18 protein-coding genes and 1 pseudogene are annotated in these 20,527 nt (G+C 71.6%); 13 read left to right on the top strand and 6 right to left on the bottom strand.

All coding sequences use genetic code 11. From position 1 onward, the window contains the following. Nucleotides 1-37: 37 nt before the first annotated feature. A complete protein-coding gene (locus ABTZ58_RS11605; RefSeq protein ID WP_351353806.1) occupies nucleotides 38-889 on the bottom strand; it encodes an alpha/beta hydrolase in 852 nt (283 codons plus the stop codon). 171 nt (nucleotides 890-1,060) lie between these two features. Here ABTZ58_RS11605 and ABTZ58_RS11600 point away from each other — a divergent pair, with 171 nt between their 5' ends. The 5 genes from ABTZ58_RS11600 to ABTZ58_RS11580 all read left to right on the top strand — a co-directional run bounded on the left by ABTZ58_RS11600 (nucleotide 1,061) and on the right by ABTZ58_RS11580 (nucleotide 6,471). Beyond that, nucleotides 1,061-1,849, top strand: a complete 789-nt coding sequence (locus ABTZ58_RS11600; protein ID WP_351353803.1) for a response regulator transcription factor — start codon at nucleotides 1,061-1,063, stop codon at nucleotides 1,847-1,849. A gap of 128 nt (nucleotides 1,850-1,977) precedes the next feature. Beyond that, nucleotides 1,978-3,000, top strand: coding sequence for a LacI family DNA-binding transcriptional regulator (locus tag ABTZ58_RS11595; RefSeq protein ID WP_309098007.1), 1,023 nt, complete (start codon nucleotides 1,978-1,980; stop codon nucleotides 2,998-3,000). 111 nt (nucleotides 3,001-3,111) lie between these two features. Continuing rightward, nucleotides 3,112-4,113, top strand: a complete 1,002-nt coding sequence (locus ABTZ58_RS11590) for a S1C family serine protease (RefSeq protein WP_351353800.1) — start codon at nucleotides 3,112-3,114, stop codon at nucleotides 4,111-4,113. A 154-nt stretch (nucleotides 4,114-4,267) separates the two neighbouring features. Then, nucleotides 4,268-5,005 carry a response regulator transcription factor gene (locus ABTZ58_RS11585; RefSeq protein ID WP_351353797.1) on the top strand — a complete coding sequence of 246 codons (738 nt, stop codon included), beginning with the start codon at nucleotides 4,268-4,270 and terminating at the stop codon, nucleotides 5,003-5,005. Then, nucleotides 5,002-6,471, top strand: coding sequence for a sensor histidine kinase (locus ABTZ58_RS11580; protein ID WP_351353794.1), 1,470 nt, complete (start codon nucleotides 5,002-5,004; stop codon nucleotides 6,469-6,471). Before ABTZ58_RS11585 ends, ABTZ58_RS11580 begins: the two co-directional genes overlap by 4 nt. Here the strand turns inward: ABTZ58_RS11580 and ABTZ58_RS11575 are convergent. Beyond that, nucleotides 6,461-6,658, bottom strand: coding sequence for a DUF397 domain-containing protein (locus ABTZ58_RS11575; RefSeq protein WP_351353791.1), 198 nt, complete (start codon nucleotides 6,656-6,658; stop codon nucleotides 6,461-6,463). The genes ABTZ58_RS11580 and ABTZ58_RS11575 overlap by 11 nt on opposite strands. Beyond that, nucleotides 6,655-7,461: a helix-turn-helix domain-containing protein gene (locus tag ABTZ58_RS11570; protein ID WP_351354397.1), complete on the bottom strand. Its 807-nt coding sequence runs from the start codon at nucleotides 7,459-7,461 to the stop codon at nucleotides 6,655-6,657. The genes ABTZ58_RS11575 and ABTZ58_RS11570 overlap by 4 nt, the downstream gene beginning before the upstream one ends. Before the next feature lie 163 nt (nucleotides 7,462-7,624). On the opposite strand from ABTZ58_RS11570, the gene ABTZ58_RS11565 reads away from it, so the two are divergent. The 3 genes from ABTZ58_RS11565 to ABTZ58_RS11555 all read left to right on the top strand — a co-directional run bounded on the left by ABTZ58_RS11565 (nucleotide 7,625) and on the right by ABTZ58_RS11555 (nucleotide 10,347). Further along, a complete protein-coding gene (locus ABTZ58_RS11565; RefSeq protein WP_351353788.1) occupies nucleotides 7,625-7,837 on the top strand; it encodes a hypothetical protein in 213 nt (70 codons plus the stop codon). Then, the gene (locus tag ABTZ58_RS11560; protein WP_351353785.1) at nucleotides 7,834-8,094 is read left to right on the top strand and encodes a hypothetical protein; all 261 of its coding nucleotides are present in this window, start codon (nucleotides 7,834-7,836) and stop codon (nucleotides 8,092-8,094) included. Before ABTZ58_RS11565 ends, ABTZ58_RS11560 begins: the two co-directional genes overlap by 4 nt. Before the next feature lie 186 nt (nucleotides 8,095-8,280). Then, complete coding sequence (locus tag ABTZ58_RS11555) at nucleotides 8,281-10,347, top strand: pectinesterase family protein (protein ID WP_351353782.1); 2,067 nt, start codon at nucleotides 8,281-8,283, stop codon at nucleotides 10,345-10,347. A 301-nt stretch (nucleotides 10,348-10,648) separates the two neighbouring features. Here the strand turns inward: ABTZ58_RS11555 and ABTZ58_RS11545 are convergent, their stop codons facing one another. Then, entirely contained in the window at nucleotides 10,649-12,466 is a 1,818-nt protein-coding gene (locus ABTZ58_RS11545; protein ID WP_351353779.1) for a bifunctional metallophosphatase/5'-nucleotidase, read from the bottom strand. Nucleotides 12,467-12,611: 145 nt separating this feature from the next. On the opposite strand from ABTZ58_RS11545, the gene mshD reads away from it, so the two are divergent. After that, on the top strand, nucleotides 12,612-13,538 hold the full coding sequence (mshD, locus tag ABTZ58_RS11540; protein WP_351353776.1) for a mycothiol synthase: 927 nt from the start codon (nucleotides 12,612-12,614) through the stop codon (nucleotides 13,536-13,538). A gap of 48 nt (nucleotides 13,539-13,586) precedes the next feature. Here mshD and ABTZ58_RS11535 read toward each other — a convergent pair whose 3' ends face one another. Together ABTZ58_RS11535 and ABTZ58_RS11530 are read right to left on the bottom strand one after the other, a co-directional pair. Beyond that, nucleotides 13,587-14,549 (bottom strand): LysR family transcriptional regulator, encoded by a 963-nt coding sequence (locus ABTZ58_RS11535; protein WP_351353773.1) that lies wholly within the window; start codon nucleotides 14,547-14,549, stop codon nucleotides 13,587-13,589. A gap of 192 nt (nucleotides 14,550-14,741) precedes the next feature. Next, nucleotides 14,742-14,933, bottom strand: a pseudogene (locus ABTZ58_RS11530) (RNA polymerase subunit sigma-24); the annotation flags it as partial. A 170-nt stretch (nucleotides 14,934-15,103) separates the two neighbouring features. Here ABTZ58_RS11530 and ABTZ58_RS11525 point away from each other — a divergent pair. The 4 genes from ABTZ58_RS11525 to pstS all read left to right on the top strand — a co-directional run bounded on the left by ABTZ58_RS11525 (nucleotide 15,104) and on the right by pstS (nucleotide 20,447). Next, on the top strand, nucleotides 15,104-17,470 hold the full coding sequence (locus ABTZ58_RS11525) for an RNA degradosome polyphosphate kinase (RefSeq protein ID WP_502996051.1): 2,367 nt from the start codon (nucleotides 15,104-15,106) through the stop codon (nucleotides 17,468-17,470). Next, entirely contained in the window at nucleotides 17,451-18,599 is a 1,149-nt protein-coding gene (locus ABTZ58_RS11520; protein ID WP_351353769.1) for a CHAD domain-containing protein, read from the top strand. The genes ABTZ58_RS11525 and ABTZ58_RS11520 overlap by 20 nt, the downstream gene beginning before the upstream one ends. Further along, the gene (locus ABTZ58_RS11515) at nucleotides 18,596-19,075 is read left to right on the top strand and encodes an NUDIX hydrolase (RefSeq protein WP_351353766.1); all 480 of its coding nucleotides are present in this window, start codon (nucleotides 18,596-18,598) and stop codon (nucleotides 19,073-19,075) included. The genes ABTZ58_RS11520 and ABTZ58_RS11515 overlap by 4 nt, the downstream gene beginning before the upstream one ends. Nucleotides 19,076-19,322: 247 nt before the next feature. Further along, the gene (gene pstS / locus ABTZ58_RS11510; protein ID WP_351353763.1) at nucleotides 19,323-20,447 is read left to right on the top strand and encodes a phosphate ABC transporter substrate-binding protein PstS; all 1,125 of its coding nucleotides are present in this window, start codon (nucleotides 19,323-19,325) and stop codon (nucleotides 20,445-20,447) included. Nucleotides 20,448-20,527: the final 80 nt, after the last annotated feature.

The following is a 20,527-nucleotide window of genomic DNA, read 5'->3' as shown; positions in this document are numbered from 1 at the left end:
ACTCTCACGGGCTCACCCGACGGTGAACCCCGTCAGGCTAGCCCGCCCGGGCGAGGCCCCACTCCCCGATGCGGGCCAGCAGCCCGTCGCCCGCCGCGTGCTCGGCATGCCCCATGCCCGGCTCCAGCCAGAGTTCGCCCTGGTCACCGGCGGCCGCGGCCAGCATCCGGGGATGGTCGAGGGGGAAGTAGCCGTCGGAGTCGCCGTGCACGATCAGCAGCGGGGTCGGGGCGATCCTCGGCACCGCCTCCACCGGGGAGAGCGGGACCGGGTCCCAGTCCCGGTGGTGGATGCGGGTGCCGAACCCGTACCGGCCCACCACCCGCCCCTCGGGCCGCGTGACCAGCCAGTGCAGCCGCCGCATCGGCGCGGTCCCCCGGTAGTACCAGCGGGCCGGCGCGCTCACCGAGACGACCGCGTCGGACCGGCCCGGGTGCAGTGCGGCGTGCCGCAGCACCACCGAGCCGCCCATGGAGAAGCCGACCGTCACCACGCGCGCGTGCCCGCGCTCCCGGGCCCACTCCACCGCCGCCGCCAGGTCGAGCACCTCGCGGTCGCCGACGGTGGAGCGCCCGCCGGACAGTCCGTGCCCGCGGAAGGAGAAGGTGACCACCGCGCCGTAGCGGGCGAACGCCCGTGCGATGCGTCGCACGTGCGGGCGGTCCACCGCACCGGTGAAGCCGTGGGCGACGACGAACGCGGGGTGAGCGGAGGGTGTCTCCGGGGCGTCGTATACGGCCGCGCCCGGCTCGTATACGGCGTCGACCGCCACCCCGTCGGACGTGCGGAGAAACGTCCTCACCAGCACCCGAGGGGCCGTTCTCCCGGCCGTCTCGGAGTGCGGACGATCGGTGGAACGCGCCACATGACCTGCCGGACCAGAGCTCATGTGGGCTATTGTGCTGGGCAGAGGACTCGGGCAGCGAAGCCCCCGGGTCCTTTTGTGCTTTCGGAAGCGTTGTATACGAAGCGGGAAACCGCAGGTGTACGGGGCCTTCGGGATCGCAGAGCGTGCTGTGCCAACAAACGTCCTCGCAGGGACCGAGGAGGAACCAGACATATGAGTTCTCTGCTGCTCCTGACCAATGCCCTCCAGCCGTCCACGGAGGTGCTCCCCGCCCTCGGACTGCTCCTGCACAACGTGCGCGTGGCCCCCGCGGAGGGCCCCGCCCTGGTCGACACCCCCGGTGCCGACGTCATCCTGGTCGACGGCCGGCGCGACCTGCCGCAGGTGCGCAGCCTGTGCCAGCTGCTGCGCTCCACCGGGCCGGGCTGCCCGCTGATCCTCGTCGTCACCGAGGGCGGTCTCGCGGCCGTCACCGCGGACTGGGGCATCGACGACGTCCTGCTCGACACCGCCGGACCCGCGGAGGTCGAGGCACGCCTGCGCCTGGCCATGGGACGGCAGCAGATCGTCGGCGACGACTCCCCGATGGAGATCCGCAACGGCGACCTGTCGGTCGACGAGGCCACCTACTCCGCCAAGCTCAAGGGCCGGGTCCTGGACCTGACCTTCAAGGAGTTCGAGCTGCTGAAGTACCTCGCGCAGCACCCGGGCCGCGTCTTCACGCGCGCCCAGCTGCTGCAGGAGGTGTGGGGCTACGACTACTTCGGCGGCACGCGCACGGTCGACGTGCACGTGCGGCGGCTGCGCGCCAAGCTCGGCCCCGAGCACGAGTCGCTGATCGGCACCGTGCGGAACGTCGGTTATCGATTCGTTACGCCGGAGAAGCCCGAGAAGATGGAGCGCGCCGCCGAGGAGGCGAAGGCCAAGGCGGCCAAGGCGAAGCCGGACAACGCGGACGAGTCGGCCGTCCTGGACGCCGTCGAGGTCCGCGCCGAGGCGTAGGAGGCGTATCCCGCCGCCGACCTGGGCATCCCTCTTCGCACCGGGGCACCCCGGACGGCAGTCGGGATATCGTACGGAACCTCCTTTACGCCCTGCCCGGAGCGGGTATATCCGCGTAGACTCCGCGCGTGGCCAAGGTGACTCGGGATGATGTGGCGCGGCTGGCAGGGACTTCCACTGCCGTGGTCAGCTATGTCATCAACAACGGACCCCGGCCGGTCGCCCCGGCCACGCGCGAGCGTGTCCTCGCCGCGATCAAGGAACTGGGGTACCGGCCGGACCGGGTCGCCCAGGCGATGGCCTCCCGGCGCACCGACCTCATAGGCCTGATCATCCCGGACGCCCGCCAGCCCTTCTTCGGGGAGATGGCGCACGCGGTCGAGCAGGCCGCCTCCGAGCGCGGGAAGATGGTCCTCGTCGGCAACACGGACTACGTGGGCGAGCGCGAGGTCCACTACCTGCGCGCGTTCCTCGGGATGCGGGTCTCCGGGCTGATCCTGGTCAGCCACGCGCTCAACGACCTGGCCGCCGCCGAGATCGACGCCTGGGACGCCCGGGTGGTGCTGCTGCACGAGCGCCCCGAGGCCATCGACGACGTCGCCGTCACCACGGACGACCTGGGCGGCGCCGAGCTGGCCGTGCGGCACCTGCTGGAGCACGGCTACGAGTACGTCGCCTGTATGGGCGGCATAGCCGAGACCCCCGCGGTCGGCGACCCGGTCTCCGACCACGTCGAGGGCTGGCGCCGCGCGATGGACGAGGCGGGGATCTCCACGGAGGGCCGCCTCTTCGAGGCCCTCTACAACCGCTACGACGCCTACCAGGCCGCCCTGAAGATCCTCTCCGGGCCCGAGCGGCCGCCGGCGATCTTCTGCTCCACCGACGACCAGGCGATCGGCCTGCTGCGGGCGGCACGCGAGCTGCGCATCGACGTCCCCGGCGAGCTGGCCGTGGCCGGCTTCGACGACATCAAGGAGGCGGCGCTGGCCGACCCGCCCCTGACGACGATCGCCTCCGACCGCTCGGCGATGGCCCGGGCCGCGGTGGACCTCGTCCTGGACGACGGTCTGCGGGTCGCGGGTTCCCGGCGCGAGCGGCTGAAGGTCTTCCCGTCGCGGCTGGTGGTACGCCAGTCCTGCGGCTGCCCGTAGCCCGCCGGGGCTCCCCGCCGGGGGCGCCTTTATATCGGGCATACGAGGTTCTGTCGGGCTTCTCAGCCGGCACTCAGGAAGCTCTCATGGTCGGGCGACAAGCTCGTTGCCATGACCGAGAGCTTCCACCGCAGTGGCGAGTACGAGAACCCTCACGAGGGTCAGCAGCAGGCCCCGGTGAACCCCGAGTGGCCGCCCCCGCCGGCGTACGCCCCGGCGCATGCTCCGCAGCCGAAGAAGCGCAACCGCGGCCCCGTCGCCCTGATCGCCGCCGTGGCGATCGTCGCCGCGGCGATAGGCGGCGGCACCGCCTACGGCATCCAGGAGCTGACCGGCAGCGACACGGTCGCCTCCAGCTCCACCAGCACCACCGTGGTGCCCTCCAGCCAGAAGGGCACGGTCGCCGGGGTCGCGAAGGCGGTCAGTCCCAGCATCGTCGAGATCAGCGCCGAGTCGAACGCCGGGTCCTCCACCGGCTCCGGTGTGATCATCACGAGCGACGGCGAGATCGTCACCAACAATCACGTCGTCTCCGGCGCCTCCCAGATCAAGGTGACGACCAGCGACGGCAAGTCCTACACCGCGAAGGTCGTCGGCACCGACAGCAAGAAGGACCTGGCCCTGATCAAGCTGGAGAACGCCTCCGGCCTGAAGGCGGCCACGCTCGGCGACTCCGCCGGGGTCCAGGTCGGCGACCAGGTCGTCGCGATCGGCTCCCCCGAGGGGCTGTCCGGCACCGTCACCAGCGGCATCATCTCCGCGCTCGACCGGGACGTCACCGTCCCGACCGAGGAGGACCAGGGCCGGCAGCAGTCCCAGCAGGGTGACGGGTGGCCGTTCGAGTACGGCGGGCGGCAGTTCAACGGCGACACCGGCGACGACACCACGACGTACAAGGCGCTGCAGACCGACGCGTCCCTCAACCCGGGCAACTCCGGCGGCGCGCTGATCGACATGAACGGCAACATCATCGGCATCAACTCCGCGATGTACTCGCCTGCGGGCAGCGCCTCCTCGTCCTCCGACGCGGGCAGCGTGGGCCTGGGCTTCGCCATCCCGATCAACACCGTCAAGGCCGACCTCGCGAAGCTGCGGGCCGGGTCGACCGACTGAGTCCGGCAGCGAGGGGTCGGTGAAGGCGGCCCGGCGCACGGGCCGGCCGGCACCGGCACGGGGCTGACGCTCCTCCCGGCACCCGGCAGCGGCGTGCGACGCTGAGAGCGTCAGACGCACCCCCGTCCCCATCACACCCGAGGACCCCGGACCCATGAGCCCCGCAGACGGCGACCGTGACACCCACCGCATCCTGATCGTCGACGACGAGCCGGCGGTGCGCGAAGCACTCCGGCGCAGCCTCGCCTTCGAGGGGTACGGCACCGAGGTCGCGGTCGACGGTGCGGACGCCCTGGAGAAGGCGGCGGCGTACCGTCCCAACCTGGTCGTCCTCGACATCCAGATGCCGCGCATGGACGGCCTGACGGCGGCGCGCCGCATCCGCGCCGGCGGCGACACGACGCCGATCCTCATGCTCACGGCCCGCGACACGGTCGGCGACCGGGTCACCGGCCTCGACGCGGGCGCCGACGACTACCTGGTCAAGCCCTTCGAACTCGACGAACTCTTCGCCCGCATCCGCGCCCTGCTGCGCCGCAGCTCCTACGCGGCGGCCGTGGGCGCGGGCGACCCGGCCGACGAGGACGCGCTCACCTTCGCCGACCTGCGCATGGACCTCGCCACGCGGGAGGTCACCCGGGGCGGCCGACCGGTGGAGCTGACGCGTACGGAGTTCACGCTCCTGGAGATGTTCATGTCCCACCCGCGCCAGGTCCTCACGCGGGAGCAGATCCTCAAGGCGGTCTGGGGCTTCGACTTCGAGCCGTCGTCGAACTCCCTCGACGTGTACGTCATGTACCTGCGCCGCAAGACCGAGGCGGGCGGGGAGCCGCGCCTGGTCCACACGGTGCGCGGGGTCGGCTACGTGCTGCGGCAGGGCGGCGCCGAGTGAACAAGGTCGTACGCCGCTTCCGCTCGCTGCCGATCCGGTCGCGCCTGGCGCTGCTGGTGGCGGCGGCGGTGGCGTTCGCGGTGGCGGCGGTGTCGGTGACGTGCTGGTTCATCGTGCAGGGGAAGCTGTACGACGAGATCGACGAGGACCTGAAGTCGTCGGTGGGGCCGGTGCGCCCGGACGAGTTCCGGGACCTCGTGGCCGCCTGTCCCCAGACCCCCTCCGACGCACTCGGCGTGGGATCGCGGCCCAAGAGCTACGGGCAGTTGGTCAGGGCCGACGGCAAGGTGTGCCTCTTCCCCAGCTCCACGGCCCAGGTGCAGGTCAGCGGCGTCGACAAGACGGTGGCCAAGGCCCCCGACCCGAACGTGCAGCACTTCCGGGACGGCACCGACACCGACGGCGCCAAGCTGCGCGTCATGACCACGGCGCTCGTCGTCAAGGACGACTCCCTGCGGCCGGGCGTGGCCGCGGACTACTCCCTGGTCGTCGCCCTGCCGCTGAAGGGCACCCAGTCCACGCTCAACGAGCTGGCGCTGATTCTGCTGCTGGTGTCGGGCGTGGGGGTACTCGGCGCCGGTGCGGCCGGGCTGGCCGTCGCCCGGGCCGGGCTGCGGCCCGTCGACAAGCTGACCGAGGCCGTCGAGCACGTAGCCCGCACGGAGGATCTGAACGTCCGCATCCCCGTCGAGGACGACAGCGAGGACGAGATCGCCCGCCTCTCCCACTCCTTCAACTCGATGACCTCGGCGCTGGCCAGCTCCCGGGACCTCCAGCAGCAGCTGATCGCCGACGCCGGCCACGAACTGCGCACCCCCCTCACCTCGCTGCGCACCAACATCGAACTCCTCACCCGCAGCGAGGAGACCGGCCGCCCCATCCCGGAGGCCGACCGCAAGGCGCTCCTGGCCTCGGTGAAGGCCCAGATGACGGAACTGGCCGCGCTCATCGGCGACCTGCAGGAACTGTCCCGCCCGGACACCGGCCAGCACTCCGGCCGGACCCAGATCGTCGCCTGGCACGACACGGTCGAGTCGGCGCTGCGGCGGGCCCGGCTGCGCGGCCCGGAACTGACGATCACGGCGGGCGTCGAGCCGTGGTTCGTCCGCGCGGAGCCGACCGCGCTGGAGCGGGCGGTGGTGAACATCCTGGACAACGCGGTGAAGTTCAGCCCGGAGGGCGGCAGGATCGAGGTCAGGCTGGCCGAGGGCGTGCTCACGGTCCGCGACCACGGCAGGGGCATCCCCGCCGACGAACTCCCCCACGTCTTCGACCGCTTCTGGCGCTCCCCGAGCGCACGGGCCCTGCCGGGCTCGGGCCTGGGGCTGTCGATCGTGGCGCGGACGGTCCAGCAGGCGGGCGGCGACGTGTCCCTGTCCCCGGCGGAGGACGGCGGCACGGTCGCGACGATCCGGCTGCCGGGAGCGTCGGTGCCTCCCCCGGAAACCCCGGCAGCTACTTCGTGACGAACGTGAGGAACGAGGCCCAGGGGCTCGCGCCGAACACGAGTATCGGGCCGTCGGGGGTCTTGCTGTCCCGGACCGGCACGATGTCCGGGCTGTGGTGGGCGACTTCGAGGCAGTTGTTGGCGCCCCCGTCGCTGTAGGTCGACTTGTGCCAGACAGCAGTGGTCAGATCGAGGGTGGGCTTCATGGTCCGTGCTCCTTCAGTACGTCCCGGATGAACGCCAGCGAGTCCGACGGGGACAGTGCCAGATCCCTCAACCGATCGTAGGACAAAAGGTGGTGGGTGACGTCCTCCGGATCATCCATCAGCAGGCCGAAGCTGTGGCTCTCCGCGTAGGCCACGGCACTTCCGTCCGGTTGCCACAGCAGGGTGAGGGATCCCTTGCCCACAAGGTGGTGAACGCCGGAGGAGAAGGGGAGCACCTGGATGACGACGTTGGGGGCCTGCGCGGCGGTCTCGATGCGTGACAACTGGCCCTTCCACGTGTCCGCGGCGGCCGAGGGACGACGTAGCGCCGACTCGTCGATGATGAAGCGGGCGTCAGGCGGCGGGTCCTTGTGCAGTACGAGCTGTCGTCCCATGCGTGCCGCCACTTGCTCCTCGACGTCCTCCGCGTTGCCAGCCGTTGCCTGAGGGCCAGACAACACCTCTCTGGCGAAGTCCTCCGTCTGCAACAGCCCCGGTACACCGGGCGCGTACACCCGAATGAGACGTGCAGTCGCCTCCAGCGCCATGTACCTCTTGTACTTGTCCTTGAAGGCGTCGTACCGGGCGATCCTCCAGTGGCGAACGAGCAGGTCACCGCAGCCGTAGTAGCTGTCCAAGTCCTCCATGACAGCCAGCTTGGAGAGCCGCTCGCCCGACTCCAGGCGGCTCAAGTAGCTCTTGTCGTAACCCGACTCGTCGGCCAGCTGCCCCAGCGTCTTACCGGCGTTCTCCCGCAGGAACTTCAGCGTCCGCCCCAGCACGGCACGCCCCGACTCCTCCATGTCGTCAACGACATCCACGCCGTCACCCCTCCCCGTTGCCTACGCGGCCAGGCAACACCTGGCCCCTTCCGCAGCCTAGGGGCAGTCAGTGACCATGAGGGCACGAACGGTGATCTCCGCTCGTCAGACCCCCTTTGCCCCTGCCCTGAGAAGGGACGCCCCCGTGCGCCTGCGTATCGCCGAACTCTGCGAGTCCCTGCTGCTCGCCCTCGTACGGCTCCTGCTCCCCGCCAGGGGCCGGCACCGAGCCGCCGGGACGGTGCCGGCCGTCGCCCATCCCCCGCCGCCCGGACGACGTCACCTCGCCGAAGAGCCCCTCGTCATGGACACCCGCCTCGTACGCCCCTACCTCTCCGCCCTGGAGGTCTCCGCATGAGGCTGCTCCCCTGGACCGGCGCCGGTGGCAAGCCGTGTTACCTCAGCACCGACGATCCCCACAGCCCGCTGTCCCGGCTCGCCGACGACATCGAGGCCCTGCAGCTGGCCGACGCGGCAGGAGTCCTCGAAGGGGCGCGAGCCGTGCTCGACGACCCCGGGGCCGGCGAGCACGCCGTCCGCTTCGCGCTGGCCAGGGCCGTGGAGTCACTGGGTGACACACTCCGCGTCGCGGTCAGCCGGGGCGAGCGCGGGTGAACTCCGCGCGGGGCAGCGCACAGTACGGGGCGTGGCACCTGTCGGCGTCGCCATGACCGTCCCGCCCCACCCCTCCGGCTCCGCTTCACCCGAACGTGGCGAACGCGGCAACCTTCGCCCCGGCCGCGGCGACTCCCCACCGCACCACCCGCACCCCGTCCCCCCACCAGCAGAACGGATCGCCGCATGAGTGAGCTGCCCTCTCCGCCGCGTCAGCCCCGCAGAGCGCGTCACCGCCGCAGCCGTACCACCCTCGCCGCCGGGATACCCCTGGCGCTCACCGCCGCCTGCGCCCTTGCCTACGGGGTCGCCCCGGGCACCCAGGCGCGCGCCTCCGCCGCCGCCCCGTCCTGGGCCTCCGCCACCGCCGACGGGTTCGCCTCCGTCGACTCCCTCGGGCAGAACGGGACGTACGGCGGGCGGGACGGCAAGACCGTCACCGTGACGACGCAGGCCGAGCTGGAGAAGTACGCCACCGCCACCGAGCCGTACGTCATCGTCGTGGCCGGGACCATCACCATGAACCCGGTCGGGAAAGAGATCAAGGTCCAGTCCGACAAGACCGTCGTCGGAGCCGGGACCTCCGGGCACATCGTCGGCGGCGGGTTCTTCCTCGGCCAGGGCGTGCACAACGTGATCATCCGGAATCTGACCATCCGGGACGCGTACCAGGGCGTCTGGAACGACAAGGACCACGACTTCGACGCGATCCAGATGGACGGCGCCCATCACGTCTGGATCGACCACAACGACCTGCGGCACATGGCCGACGGGCTCATCGACGTCCGCAAGGACAGCACCAACGTCACCGTCTCCTGGAACAGGCTGAGCGACAACAACAAGACCTTCGGCATCGGCTGGACCGAGAACGTCAAGACCGACATCACGATCCACCACAACTGGATCCGCGAGACCGAGCAGCGCAACCCGTCCACCGACAACGCCGCCCACGCGCACCTCTACAACAACTGGTTGCAGGACGTGCCGGGCACGAGCATCACCTCGTCGTACGGGAACTACTCGCGCGGCGCCACGAGGATGGTGCTGGAGAACTCCTACTTCCAGGGCGTCAGGAACCCCGTCATCAAGGACAGCGGCGCCGCCGTCGTGCAGCGCGGCAGCGTCTTCTCCGGGACCAGCGGGCGCAACGAGAGCGGCGGGACCGCCTTCGACCCGAAGGCCTTCTACCCGTACACCCTCGACAAGGCCGCCGACCTGCCGTCGGTCCTCAAGGCCGGTGCGGGCCCCCGCACCTCCATCGGCACGACCGCCGCCGCCTCCACCAAGGCCGCCGCGGCGACCACCCTCACCGTCGCCAAGGACGGCAGCGGGCAGTACACGACCGTCCAGGCCGCCGTGAACGCCGTGCCCGCGAACAATCCTTCCCGTGTCGTCATCGCCGTCAAGCCGGGGACGTACCGGGAGCCGGTGAAGGTGCCGGCCAACAAGCCGCACGTCACCCTCCAGGGCACCGGCGGCAGCCGCAAGGACACCACCATCGTCTACGACAACGCCTCGGGCACGCCCAGGCCCGGCGGCGGGACGTACGGCACGAGCGGCAGCGCCACCGTCGCCGTCGAGGCCGACGACTTCCAGGCCCGGAACCTGACCATCTCCAACGACTTCGACGAGAAGGCCAACCAGGGCCTCAGCGGCCACCAGGCCGTGGCGCTGCGGACCGCCGCCGACAAGGTGTTCCTCGACGGGATCATCGTCAGCGGCGATCAGGACACCCTGCTGCTCGACACCGCCGCCAAGGACCGCCTGGGCCGGGTCTACATGAGCAACAGCTACGTCATCGGCAACGTCGACTTCATCTTCGGCCGGGCCACGGCCGTCGTCGACAAGTCCGTCATCACGCTGAAGAAGCGCTGGGACGGCACCTCCGCCGGGTACGTCACCGCGCCCAGCACCGCCGCGAACCGCAGGGGCATCCTGATCGCCGACTCCACGGTGAACGGGGACGTCTCGGCCGGCAGCTTCTACCTCGGCCGGCCCTGGCACGCGGGCGGGGACGCGTCCCTGGACCCGCAGACGACCGTCCGCAACACCAGCCTGAGCGCCGCGATCAAGTCCACCCCGTGGACCGACATGAGCGGCTTCTCCTGGAAGGACGACCGGTTCGCCGAGTACGGCAACTCCGGCCCCGGCGCGGGCGCGGCGAGCAGCAACCGTCCCCACCTGACCGACGCGCAGGCCGCGGACCAGGAGGTCGCGGACTGGCTCGCGGGCTGGACGCCCTCGGCGTCCTGACGGCTCCCTTCCGGGTTCGGCTGACCATCCACGCCGAACCCGGAAGGGCCACCACCGGCCGTTCAACCGCCCACGGAAAGCCCCGACCCCGACACCCGCACCCGGATGCCGCCCTCCTCCACCCGTACGTCGCGCAGCCGTACGTCCCCCTGCGCCGGCTGGGGCAGTTCGAACGCCAGGGAGCCTTGAGGGTGCCGGCGGCGCGGTGCTCGGCGTAGAGCACGGCCCAGCGGTCGCCGAGGGCGGTGAAGGCGGCGAGGACGGCCAGGCCCACCACCGCCTTCACCGCGGGGTATGCGATCTAGTTCACCACGGTGATGCGGTCGGCCTTCGGCGGTGCGATCGGGTTCGCCGCCGAGGAGTTGGCCGTCAGGTACTGCTCCAGCGCGGTCAGGTCGTCGGCGCCGACGACGTCGTCGGTGCCCTGGCCGAGCGTGGGGAAGCCGTCGCCGCCGCCCGCGAGGAAGCTGTTCGTCGCGACGCGGTAGGTGGCCGCCGGGTCGATGGCCGAGCCGTTCAGCCTGATGCTGTCCGTGACCACGCGGTCGGCACCGGACTTGGTGAGGTCCAGCGTGTACGTCAGACCGGACGAGACCTGGAGGATCTTCGGCGCGGCCGCGTTCGGTCCTGACACCTGCTCCTTGAGCGCCTGGACCAGCTGCGCGCCCGTGAAGTCCTGCAGGTTCACGGTGTTGGCGAACGGCTGGACCGTGAAGCCCTCGGCGTAGGTGACGACACCGTCGCCCTCACCGGCCTTGGCCGCGTAGGTGAGCGGGGCCCGGATGCCGCCCGGGTTCATCAGCGCTAGGTCCGTCTCCGGGTCCAGCTGCCTGCCGTGCGCGAGCTGGGCGTCGGCGATCAGGTCGCCGAGCGGGGACTCGGTGCCGGTGTTGCCGATGTCGCCGGAGATGTAGCCGATCGGCCGGTTGCCGATGGGCGCGGCCAGGGTGTTCCACTTGCCGATCAGCTCGGTCATGTCCGGCGCCTTGGGCACGTCCCGGGTGACCACGCGGTTGGCGGACTTGACGGCCGTGCGGGCGATGTCGCCCGTCCTGCGGTCGTAGGTCAGCGTGGTGTCGGTGTAGAGGCGGCCGAAGGACGCGGCCGAGGTGACCATGCGGGGCTTGCCCGCCGGGTCGGCGATGCTGCACACGTACGCGTTGTGCGTGTGACCGGTGACCAGCGCGTCCACCTGCGGCGTGACGTTCTTGGCGATGTCGACGACCGGCCCGGATACGCCGTCGCCCGCGCCCGGCGCGTCACAGTCGTAGTTGTACGACGTCGACGCCGGGAAGCCGCCCTCGTGGACGAGCGCGACGATCGACTTCACGCCCTTGCGCTGCAGCTCCTTGGCGTACTTGTTGATCGTCTCGACCTCGTCCTCGAAGGTGAGGCCCTTGACGCCCTCGGCGGAGACGATGTCCGGGGTGCCCTCCAGGGTCACGCCGATGAAGCCGACCTTGACGCCGTTCTTCTTCCACACCCAGTAGGGCTTGAGGATCGGCTTCTTCGTCTTCTCGTCGAGGACGTTGGCGGCCAGGTAGGGGAAGTCGGCGCCCTGGAACTCCTCGTCCGTGTAGCAGCCGTCCTCGGGGTGGCAGCCGCCGTTCTGCAGGCGGGCCAGCTCCTTGGCGCCCTCGTCGAACTCGTGGTTGCCGACGGAGGTGACGTCCAGGTCGAGCTTGTTGAGCGCTTCGATGGTCGGCTCGTCGTGGAAGAGGCCGGAGATCAGCGGGGAGGCGCCGACCATGTCGCCGCCGGCCGCGGTGATGGAGTACTTCTCGCCCTGCCGGGCCTGCCGCAGGTGCGTGGCGAGGTACTCGACGCCGCCCGCGTCGATGGTCTTCGTCGTGCCGTCGGGCTGCTTCTCGGTGACACGGCCGGAGGAGCCCGCCGGGGGCTCCAGGTTGCCGTGCAGGTCGTTGAAGGACAGCAGCTGCACGTCCTGGTAGCGGCCGGGCCAGTGCCCGCCCGAGCGCTGGTCCTCGCCGGCGGTCGCCGCCCCCGGCAGTGCCGCGGCGGCCAGCGCGCCGACGGTGACGACTCCGGCGGCGAGGGCGAGGAAACGGTTCGTACGGCGTCTCCGGCGCTCCGGATGCGCCGGTGAAGTGGCTGGCATACGCCCCCCTGAGGGTCTGCTGGGACAGTGATGTCGTCCGGCGCAGCCTAGAGTCAACGCGCGTAGCGCGACAGGTGTTTCATGGTTACATCTGGGTTGCTTCTTTGCCGCCGATTTGCCGGTGCCTCCCCGTACCCTCGTACGCATGACCAGCGACGACACCGTACGGCCCGGCCACCCCCGCTCGATCGAGACCCTTGCCGCCCTCTCCCCGGAGCAGACCGAGGCCGTGCTCGGACTGCTCGACGAGGCCGCCCGGACCGACGGGCAGCAGGCGGTGTCCGAACAGGGCCGGTTGCAGTTGCGCGGCGGGGAGCGCGTGGGCGTGTCCCATCTGCTGCTCACCGCCGACGGGGAACTTGTCGGTTATGCCCAGTTGGAGGACACGGACGAGGTGGAGCCGCCGGCCGCCGAGCTGGTGGTGCATCCCGGGCATCGCGGACACGGGCATGGACGCGCCCTCGGCTCGGCCCTGCTGGCCGCCTCCGGCAAGCGACTTCGGGTGTGGGCGCACGGCGGGCACTCCGCCGCCCGGCACCTCGCCCAGGTGCTGGGGCTCACGCTGTTCCGGGAACTGCGCCAGATGCGCCGCCCGTTGACCGGCTTCGACGCGCCCGAGCCGGTGCTGCCCGAGGGCGTCACGGTCCGCACCTTCGTCGCCGGCCGGGACGACGCGGCCTGGCTCGCGGTGAACGCCGCCGCCTTCGCCCACCACCCCGAGCAGGGCTCCCTGACCCAGCGCGACCTCGACGACCGCAAGGCCGAGCCGTGGTTCGATCCGGCCGGTTTCTTCCTCGCCTTCCGCGGCGACGAACTCGTCGGCTTCCACTGGACCAAGGTGCACGCCGAGGAGGGCCTGGGCGAGGTGTACGTCGTCGGGGTCGCCCCGAACGCGCAGGGCGGCGGCCTCGGCAAGTCCCTCACCACGATCGGGCTGCGGCACCTGGCGGGGCAGGGCCTGCCGACCGCGATGCTCTACGTCGACGCCGACAACAAGGCGGCCGTGTCGGTCTACGAGCGGCTGGGCTTCAGCACGCACGAGGTGGACCTGATGTACCGGACGGAGACCTGACCGTCGCGGTCGGCACGCGGCACGGGTTCCGGACGACGCTGCGGTTCCTCACCCCGCCGCCGAAGCGGCCCGGCCCTGCGCGGGTTCCGCCCACGCCGGTCGCCACAGCTCGCCCTGCGGCGACCGGGGCCGGGTCGCCGCCAGGTGGTCGCGCAGGGCCGCCAGGCCGGGATGCGGGTTGCCGGCCCGCCAGAGCAGGGAGTGCGGGTAGACCGGGGTCGGGTCCCGCAACGGGACCAGCCGCAGGTCGTGGCCCACGGGCCAGACGTGCGGGGTCCGTTCGCTGAGGAACGTGGCGACGGTCGGCGAGCCGGCGATCGTGTCCAGGAGCGCTTCGAGGCCGAAGTTGGGCCCGATGGTGTCGATGGCCGGACCGAACGCTGCCGCGAGGGCCTCGTAGTAGGCGTGCCACTCGGTGCCCGGCACGTTGCCCGGCATCCAGATCCGGTGCCCGGCGAGCTGCGCGGGCGTCACCGAGGCGGCCCGGGCGAAGGGGTGGCCGGGGCCCACGCACAGGCTGAGCGGCTCGTCCAGGACGGGCAGGGTCTCGATGCCGTCGGGGAGCCGGTGCCCGGGCATGGTGACGGCACGGAAGGTGGCGTCGACGGACCCGTCGCGCACGGCGGTCACGGCCGTTTCGGCGTCGAACAGCGTGACGACGTCCAGCGGGATCTCGGGATGCGCCCGGTGGAAGTCCTGCACCAGTCCCGCGGTGGCGGCCCGGCGTCCCACGACGTCCACCCGCAGCGCCCGGTCCCCGGGACGCACCGCGGCCACCGCCCGCTCCTCGGCGCGGAGCAGGACCCGGGCGTGCGGCAGCAGCGCCTGCCCGTCGATGGTGAGCTCCGCGCCGCGTGGCGTACGCACGAACAGCCGCACCCCGAGGTCCTTCTCCAGCGCGGCGATCCGCTTGGACACGGCCTGCTGGGTCAGGGCCAGGTCCACGGCGGCCTTCTGGAACTGCCCGGCGTCGGCGACCGCGACGAAGGCCCGTACGGCGTTGAGGTCCACGGCGGCAGCCTATTTCTCCCGGTCGTCCCGGGAGCCTCCTGCCCGGGCGCCCGGCACCACGACATCCCGGCGCGAGCGGCGATGCCCCCAGGCATTCCGGCCCTGGGGCATCCGCCCGTCCGCCGGTGCCCGGAGGCCGGGCCCGCCACCCGCCCTGTCGTCGTAGCGGCTCCCTGGCGCGGCGGTGTGGCCGGCCTTGCCCGGCCACACCGCGAGGAAGGTCACCTGCGCGACGTCGACGACGACACCCCCATCGGCGCACCGCCCCCGAAGCCGGGCCCGGAGCCACGGCGCGCAGCGCCGGTACAGCTCCTCGAAGGCGCGCCGGCCGGCGTCCGCCGCTACGGCCCGCGGCAGCTCCCCGTCGCTTCTCGTTTCGCTCACCTCTCCTCATCGGACCGGCCGGGCCGAACGGTTCACGGCAGCACGCCGGCTTCCGGCCGGGCCGCAGGGACCCGCACACGGGCCCGAAGACGCCCGCGGGCCGCCGCCCGCTATCCCGCACGTCATGTCTCCGTAACCATTGATTCAGACGAGCTTGCGACGCTCGGCCAATGAATCCCGCCGCGCCAGAGCCTTCCCCGCCCCGCGAGGGTCCCGAGGGAAACGGGAGCACTCGTGTGACACCTCCGCTCCCGCCCGCGCTGTCCGACGCGCCCGTGATGCTCGCGGCGCGGAAGAATGGGTCCATGAGCCAGCCGAAGCCCCAGGCACAGGTCCAGCACGCGCAGCCCTCCGTGGGCTCCATCGCAGCCCACCGCCCGCACACGGTGGCGGCGGTGGTCTCCGATCTGGAACCCGACATCGACGCCGACCTCGACGGGTACGAGGAGTCGCCGTACGACGGGCCCGAGCTGCCGCACGGCCGCTTCCTCGACCGGGAGCGCAGCTGGCTCGCCTTCAACGAGCGCGTGCTGGAACTCGCCGAGGACCCGAACACGCCGCTGCTGGAGCGGGCCAACTTCCTGGCGATCTTCGCCAGCAACCTGGACGAGTTCTTCATGGTCCGGGTGGCCGGCCTGAAGCGCCGCATCGCCACCGGCGTGGCCACCCGCTCCGCCTCCGGCCTGCAGCCCCGTGACGTGCTGGAGATGATCTGGGCCCGCGCCCGCGAGCTCATGGCCCGGCACGCCGCCTGCTACCACGAGGACGTCGCCCCCGCACTCGCGGAGGAGGGCATCCACCTGGTCCGCTGGAGCGAGCTGCAGGAGAAGGAGCAGGCCCGCCTGTTCACCCTGTTCCGGCACCAGATCTTCCCCGTGCTGACCCCGCTGGCGGTCGACCCGGCGCACCCCTTCCCGTACATCTCCGGCCTGTCGCTGAACCTGGCCGTCGTCGTGCGCAACCCGGTCACCGGCCACAAGCACTTCGCGCGGGTCAAGGTGCCGCCGCTGCTGTCCCGGTTCCTGGAGAGCTCCCCGGGCCGCTACGTCCCCATCGAGGACGTGATCGCCGCCCACCTGGAGGAGCTGTTCCCGGGCATGGAGGTGCTGGAGCACCACGCCTTCCGGCTCACCCGCAACGAGGACCTGGAGGTCGAGGAGGACGACGCGGAGAACCTGCTCCAGGCTCTGGAGAAGGAGCTCATGCGGCGCCGCTTCGGCCCGCCGGTGCGCCTGGAGGTCGAGGAGTCCATCGACCGCGAGGTCCTGGACCTGCTGGTACGCGAGCTGAAGATCAGCGAGGCCGAGGTGTACCCGCTGCCGGGCCCGCTGGACCTCACCGGCCTGTTCCGCATCGCCTCCCTGGACCGGCCCGAGCTGAAGTACCGCAAGTTCGTCGCCGGCACCCACCGCGACCTCGCCGAGGTCGAGTCGGCGTCCGCGCCGGACATCTTCGCCGCGCTGCGCGAGCGGGACGTCCTGCTGCACCACCCGTACGACTCGTTCTCCACGTCCGTGCAGGCCTTCCTGGAGCAGGCGGCCGGCGACCCGGACGTCCTCGCGATCAAGCAGACCCTGTACCGCACCTCCGGCGACTCCCCGATAGTCGACGCGCTCATCGAGGCCGCCGAGTCCGGCAAGCAGGTCCTGGTCCTGGTCGAGATCAAGGCCCGCTTCGACGAGCACGCCAACATCAAGTGGGCCCGCAAGCTGGAGGAGGCCGGCTGCCACGTGGTCTACGGCCTGGTCGGGCTGAAGACCCACTGCAAGCTGTCCCTGGTGGTCCGCCAGGAGGGCGAGACGCTGCGCCGCTACAGCCACGTCGGCACCGGCAACTACCACCCGAAGACGGCCCGCCTCTACGAGGACCTCGGCCTGCTCACGGCCGATCCGCAGGTCGGCGCGGACCTGTCGGACCTGTTCAACCGCCTCTCCGGCTACTCCCGCCGGGAGACCTACCGCCGGCTGCTGGTCGCGCCGAAGTCGCTGCGCGACGGCCTGATAGCGCGGATCACCAAGGAGATACAGCACCACCGTGCGGGGCGGCCCGCGTACGTCCGCATCAAGGTCAACTCGATGGTCGACGAGGCCCTCATCGACGCCTGCTACCGGGCCGCCCAGGCGGGCGTGCCGGTGGACATCTGGGTGCGCGGCATCTGCGCGGTGCGCCCGGGCGTCGCGGGCCTGTCGGAGAACATCCGGGTCCGCTCGATCCTCGGCCGCTTCCTGGAGCACTCCCGGGTCTTCGCCTTCGGCAACGGCGGCGAGCCCGAGGTGTGGATCGGCAGCGCCGACATGATGCACCGCAACCTCGACCGCCGGATAGAGGCCCTGGTCAGGGTCACCGACCCGGCCCATCGAGCGGCCCTGAACCGGCTGCTGGAGACCGGTATGTCCGACTCCACCGCCTCCTGGCACCTCGGCCCGGACGGCGACTGGACCCGGCATGCGACCGACGCGGACGGCCAGCCCCTGCGCAACGTCCAGGAGATGCTCATAGACGCCCGGAGGCGCCGGCGTGGCACAGCGACACCTTGACCCGACGGATTCCCGGCTCAGGCCCGTCGGGACCGCCCCCACCGGTGACACCCTCGCGGGCTACCTGCGGGACCAGGCCACGGAGTTCCTCCGGGCGCTGCGCCTGCACCGGGAGACGGGGGCGGGGGCGAACGGCTCGGAGGGGTCCGCCGAGGCGGCCCGCGCCCTGCGCCGCTCGGCCCGCCGCATCAGCGCCAGCCTGCACACGTTCCAGCCGCTGCTGGACTCGGACTGGTGCGAGACCATGCGCCCGGAGCTGGCCTGGGTCTCCGGCACCCTGGCCATGGAGCACGCGTACACGGCCCGCCTGGAACGCCTGCTGACGGCCCTGCACCGCCTGTCGGGGTCGACGGCGTTCCCGGCCCGGACGACCGGTCCGGACGCGACGGCGGGCCCGCGTGCCGACGTGGCCGCGGGCAGTCGTGCCGCCGGGGCGCCAACCGTCCCCACGGCAGCGGACCGCGACGCCGGGCCGCGCACGTCCCCGGCGCCGGAACGCGGCAACCTGACCGTCGGAGCGGCCAAGGCGGGCGCGCTCCTGGACCGCCAGCTCACCCTCGCCCGCACCCGGGCCCACTCCACCGCCCTGCAGGCCCTCGGCAGCAGCCGCTTCCACGCCGTCGCCGACAAGGTCGCGGTCCTGGCCAGCGAGGTCCCCCTGCTCACGACGGCCGCCGCCACCGACCTGCGCCCCCACGCCACGGCCGCGGAGGAACGCCTCACCGACGCCGTGACCGCCCTGCCCCTGATCACCGCGGGCCATCCGTACAACGCCGCGGCCCTCGTCCACGGCCTGTCCCCGGACACGGTCCCGCATCCGCAGGACGCCCCCTGGCACCAGGTCCGCCTGCTGCTGCGCCTGCACCGCTACGCCCGCGAGGCCCTCACCGGGCCCAAGGGCAACGCCGTCGTCGACCTGCGCCTGCTCGACGCGGGCCAGGCCCTCAACCGGCACCGCGACGCCTCGGAGGCGGCAGCGGCGGCGGCCCAGGCGGCCCGCACGCCCAGGATCGCCCCGGCCACGGCGTACGCCCTCGGCGTGCTCCACGCCGACCAGCGGCACGAGGTGGAGGCGGCACGTTTCGCGTTCCAGCAGGCCTGGCAGAAGGAGACGGTCGGCGCGTCGTGACCGGCAGGCACCCGGAAGGCGGTGAACACCAGGTGAGCTCACCCGAGGACCCCACCGTTCAGGCCGCGGGCTGCGTCCTGTGGCGCCGCTCGCCCGACTCCGGCGAGCTGGAGCTCTGTCTCGTGCACCGGCCGAAATACGACGACTGGTCGTGGCCGAAGGGCAAACTCAAGCGCGCCGAGGACGCCCTGGCCGGCGCCCTGCGCGAGGTGGCGGAGGAGACGGGCTGCCGGGCCGTGCCGGGTGCCGAGCTGGCGACCCTGCGCTACCTGGCGAACGGCCGCCCCAAGCAGGTGCGCTACTGGGCCGCCGAGGCCGTGGCCTGCGCCTTCACCCCGAACGACGAGGTCGATCGCGTGCTGTGGCTGTCCCCGGAGGCGGCCCGCGCCCGGCTGACGCAGCCCCACGACCGCCCCTTGGTCGACGCGCTGCTCACCGCGCTGCGCCGGGCCCGCGCCGCCGGCGGACCACAGTGAGGAAGTCCGCGGTTGTCCAGCGGAACCCGCGCGAAAAGCGGAATCTCCACGTGCTCTCCCCGTGAGCATTCCGTGACCTAACCACGCCTTCGGCAGGGGTTCACCCGTCGTTCATGTGTGGCCATCGGCGGCTTCACCTGATCTGCCTAGTTTCGGCCGTACCAGATGCGAGACGCGGTTGCCGCGTCCGCGTCGGCCAGTCTTCGCACGCCGCCGATCAGGACGGCGGCTCCTGGAAGGAACTCAAGTGAAGCTTCAGCGCATGAACCGGCGGGCCCTCGCTCTCGGTGCTCTCGCCGTCTCCGGCGCCCTGGCCCTCACGGCGTGCGGCTCCGACGACACCGGAGGCGGCAGCGACGGCTCCTCGTCCAACGCCGCCGCGCCCAGCAACATCAAGTGTGACGACGCCTCGGGCCAGGTGCTCGCCGACGGCTCCTCGGCGCAGAAGAACGCCGTCGACGCGTGGGTCAAGCAGTTCTCGGCGGCCTGCAAGGTGGAGATCAACTACAAGGCCGGCGGCTCCGGTGCCGGTGTCACCGCGTTCACCCAGGGCCAGGTCCCGTGGGCCGGTTCGGACTCGGCCCTCAAGCCCGACGAGGTCGAGGCCTCCAAGAAGATCTGCTCCGGCGGCCAGGGCATCGACCTGCCCATGGTCGGCGGCCCGATCGCCGTCGGTTACAACGTCCCGGGCGTCGACAAGCTCGTCCTGGACTCCTCCACGATCGCCAAGATCTTCGACAGCAAGATCACCAACTGGAACGACCCGGCCATCGCGAAGCTGAACCCCGACGCGAAGCTGCCCAACCTCAAGATCCAGGCGTTCCACCGCTCGGACGAGTCCGGCACCACGGACAACTTCACCAAGTACCTGATCGCCACCGCCAAGAAGGACTTCCCCTACGAGGGCGGCAAGGCCTGGCAGGCCAAGGGCGGCCAGTCCGCTCCGCAGTCCTCCGGCGTGGCCGCGCAGGTCAAGCAGACCGCCGGCGCGATCGGCTACTTCGAGCTGTCGTACGCCAAGGACGGCATCAAGACCGTCGCCATCGACACGGGTGCGGCCGAGCCGGTCGAGGCGAACGTCGAGAACGCCACCAAGGCCATCGCGGACGCCAAGGTCGTCGGCACCGGCAAGGACCTCGCGCTGGAGCTGAACTACTCGACCAAGGCCGACGGCGCCTACCCGATGGTCCTCGTGACGTACGAGATCGTCTGCGACAAGGGCAACAAGGCCGAGACGCTCCCCGCGGTCAAGGCGTTCCTGCGCTACGCGGCCTCGGAGGACGGCCAGAAGATCCTCGCGGAGAACGACTACGCGCCCATGCCCGAGGACATCATCGCCAAGGTTCGGACCACCGTCGAGAGCCTGAGCTGACCTGAGCGTGCGGTCCGGTCCCCCCGCGGGACCGGACCGCACCGTCCGGTGCACCGCCGCCAAGAGCCGCGCCGTTGCGG

It is taken from the genome of Streptomyces sp. NPDC094143 (genome assembly GCF_040303825.1).
Classification (GTDB): Bacteria; Actinomycetota; Actinomycetes; order Streptomycetales; family Streptomycetaceae; genus Streptomyces.
The sequence above is the reverse complement of the archived record's forward strand: the minus strand, read 5'-3'. Positions and strand labels throughout refer to the sequence as shown.

Excerpts from the sequence above, each read along its gene's own strand:
- ABTZ58_RS11605 (WP_351353806.1), bottom strand. The coding sequence starts at position 889 with ATGAGCTCTGGTCCGGCAGGTCATGTGGCGCGTTCCACCGATCGTCCG.
- ABTZ58_RS11600 (WP_351353803.1), top strand. The coding sequence starts at position 1,061 with ATGAGTTCTCTGCTGCTCCTGACCAATGCCCTCCAGCCGTCCACGGAG.
- ABTZ58_RS11590 (WP_351353800.1), top strand. The coding sequence starts at position 3,112 with ATGACCGAGAGCTTCCACCGCAGTGGCGAGTACGAGAACCCTCACGAG.
- ABTZ58_RS11585 (WP_351353797.1), top strand. The coding sequence starts at position 4,268 with ATGAGCCCCGCAGACGGCGACCGTGACACCCACCGCATCCTGATCGTC.
- ABTZ58_RS11575 (WP_351353791.1), bottom strand. The coding sequence starts at position 6,658 with ATGAAGCCCACCCTCGATCTGACCACTGCTGTCTGGCACAAGTCGACC.
- ABTZ58_RS11570 (WP_351354397.1), bottom strand. The coding sequence starts at position 7,461 with ATGGAGGAGTCGGGGCGTGCCGTGCTGGGGCGGACGCTGAAGTTCCTG.
- ABTZ58_RS11560 (WP_351353785.1), top strand. The coding sequence starts at position 7,834 with ATGAGGCTGCTCCCCTGGACCGGCGCCGGTGGCAAGCCGTGTTACCTC.
- ABTZ58_RS11555 (WP_351353782.1), top strand. The coding sequence starts at position 8,281 with ATGAGTGAGCTGCCCTCTCCGCCGCGTCAGCCCCGCAGAGCGCGTCAC.
- ABTZ58_RS11545 (WP_351353779.1), bottom strand. The coding sequence starts at position 12,466 with ATGCCAGCCACTTCACCGGCGCATCCGGAGCGCCGGAGACGCCGTACG.
- mshD (WP_351353776.1), top strand. The coding sequence starts at position 12,612 with ATGACCAGCGACGACACCGTACGGCCCGGCCACCCCCGCTCGATCGAG.
- ABTZ58_RS11525 (WP_502996051.1), top strand. The coding sequence starts at position 15,104 with ATGAATCCCGCCGCGCCAGAGCCTTCCCCGCCCCGCGAGGGTCCCGAG.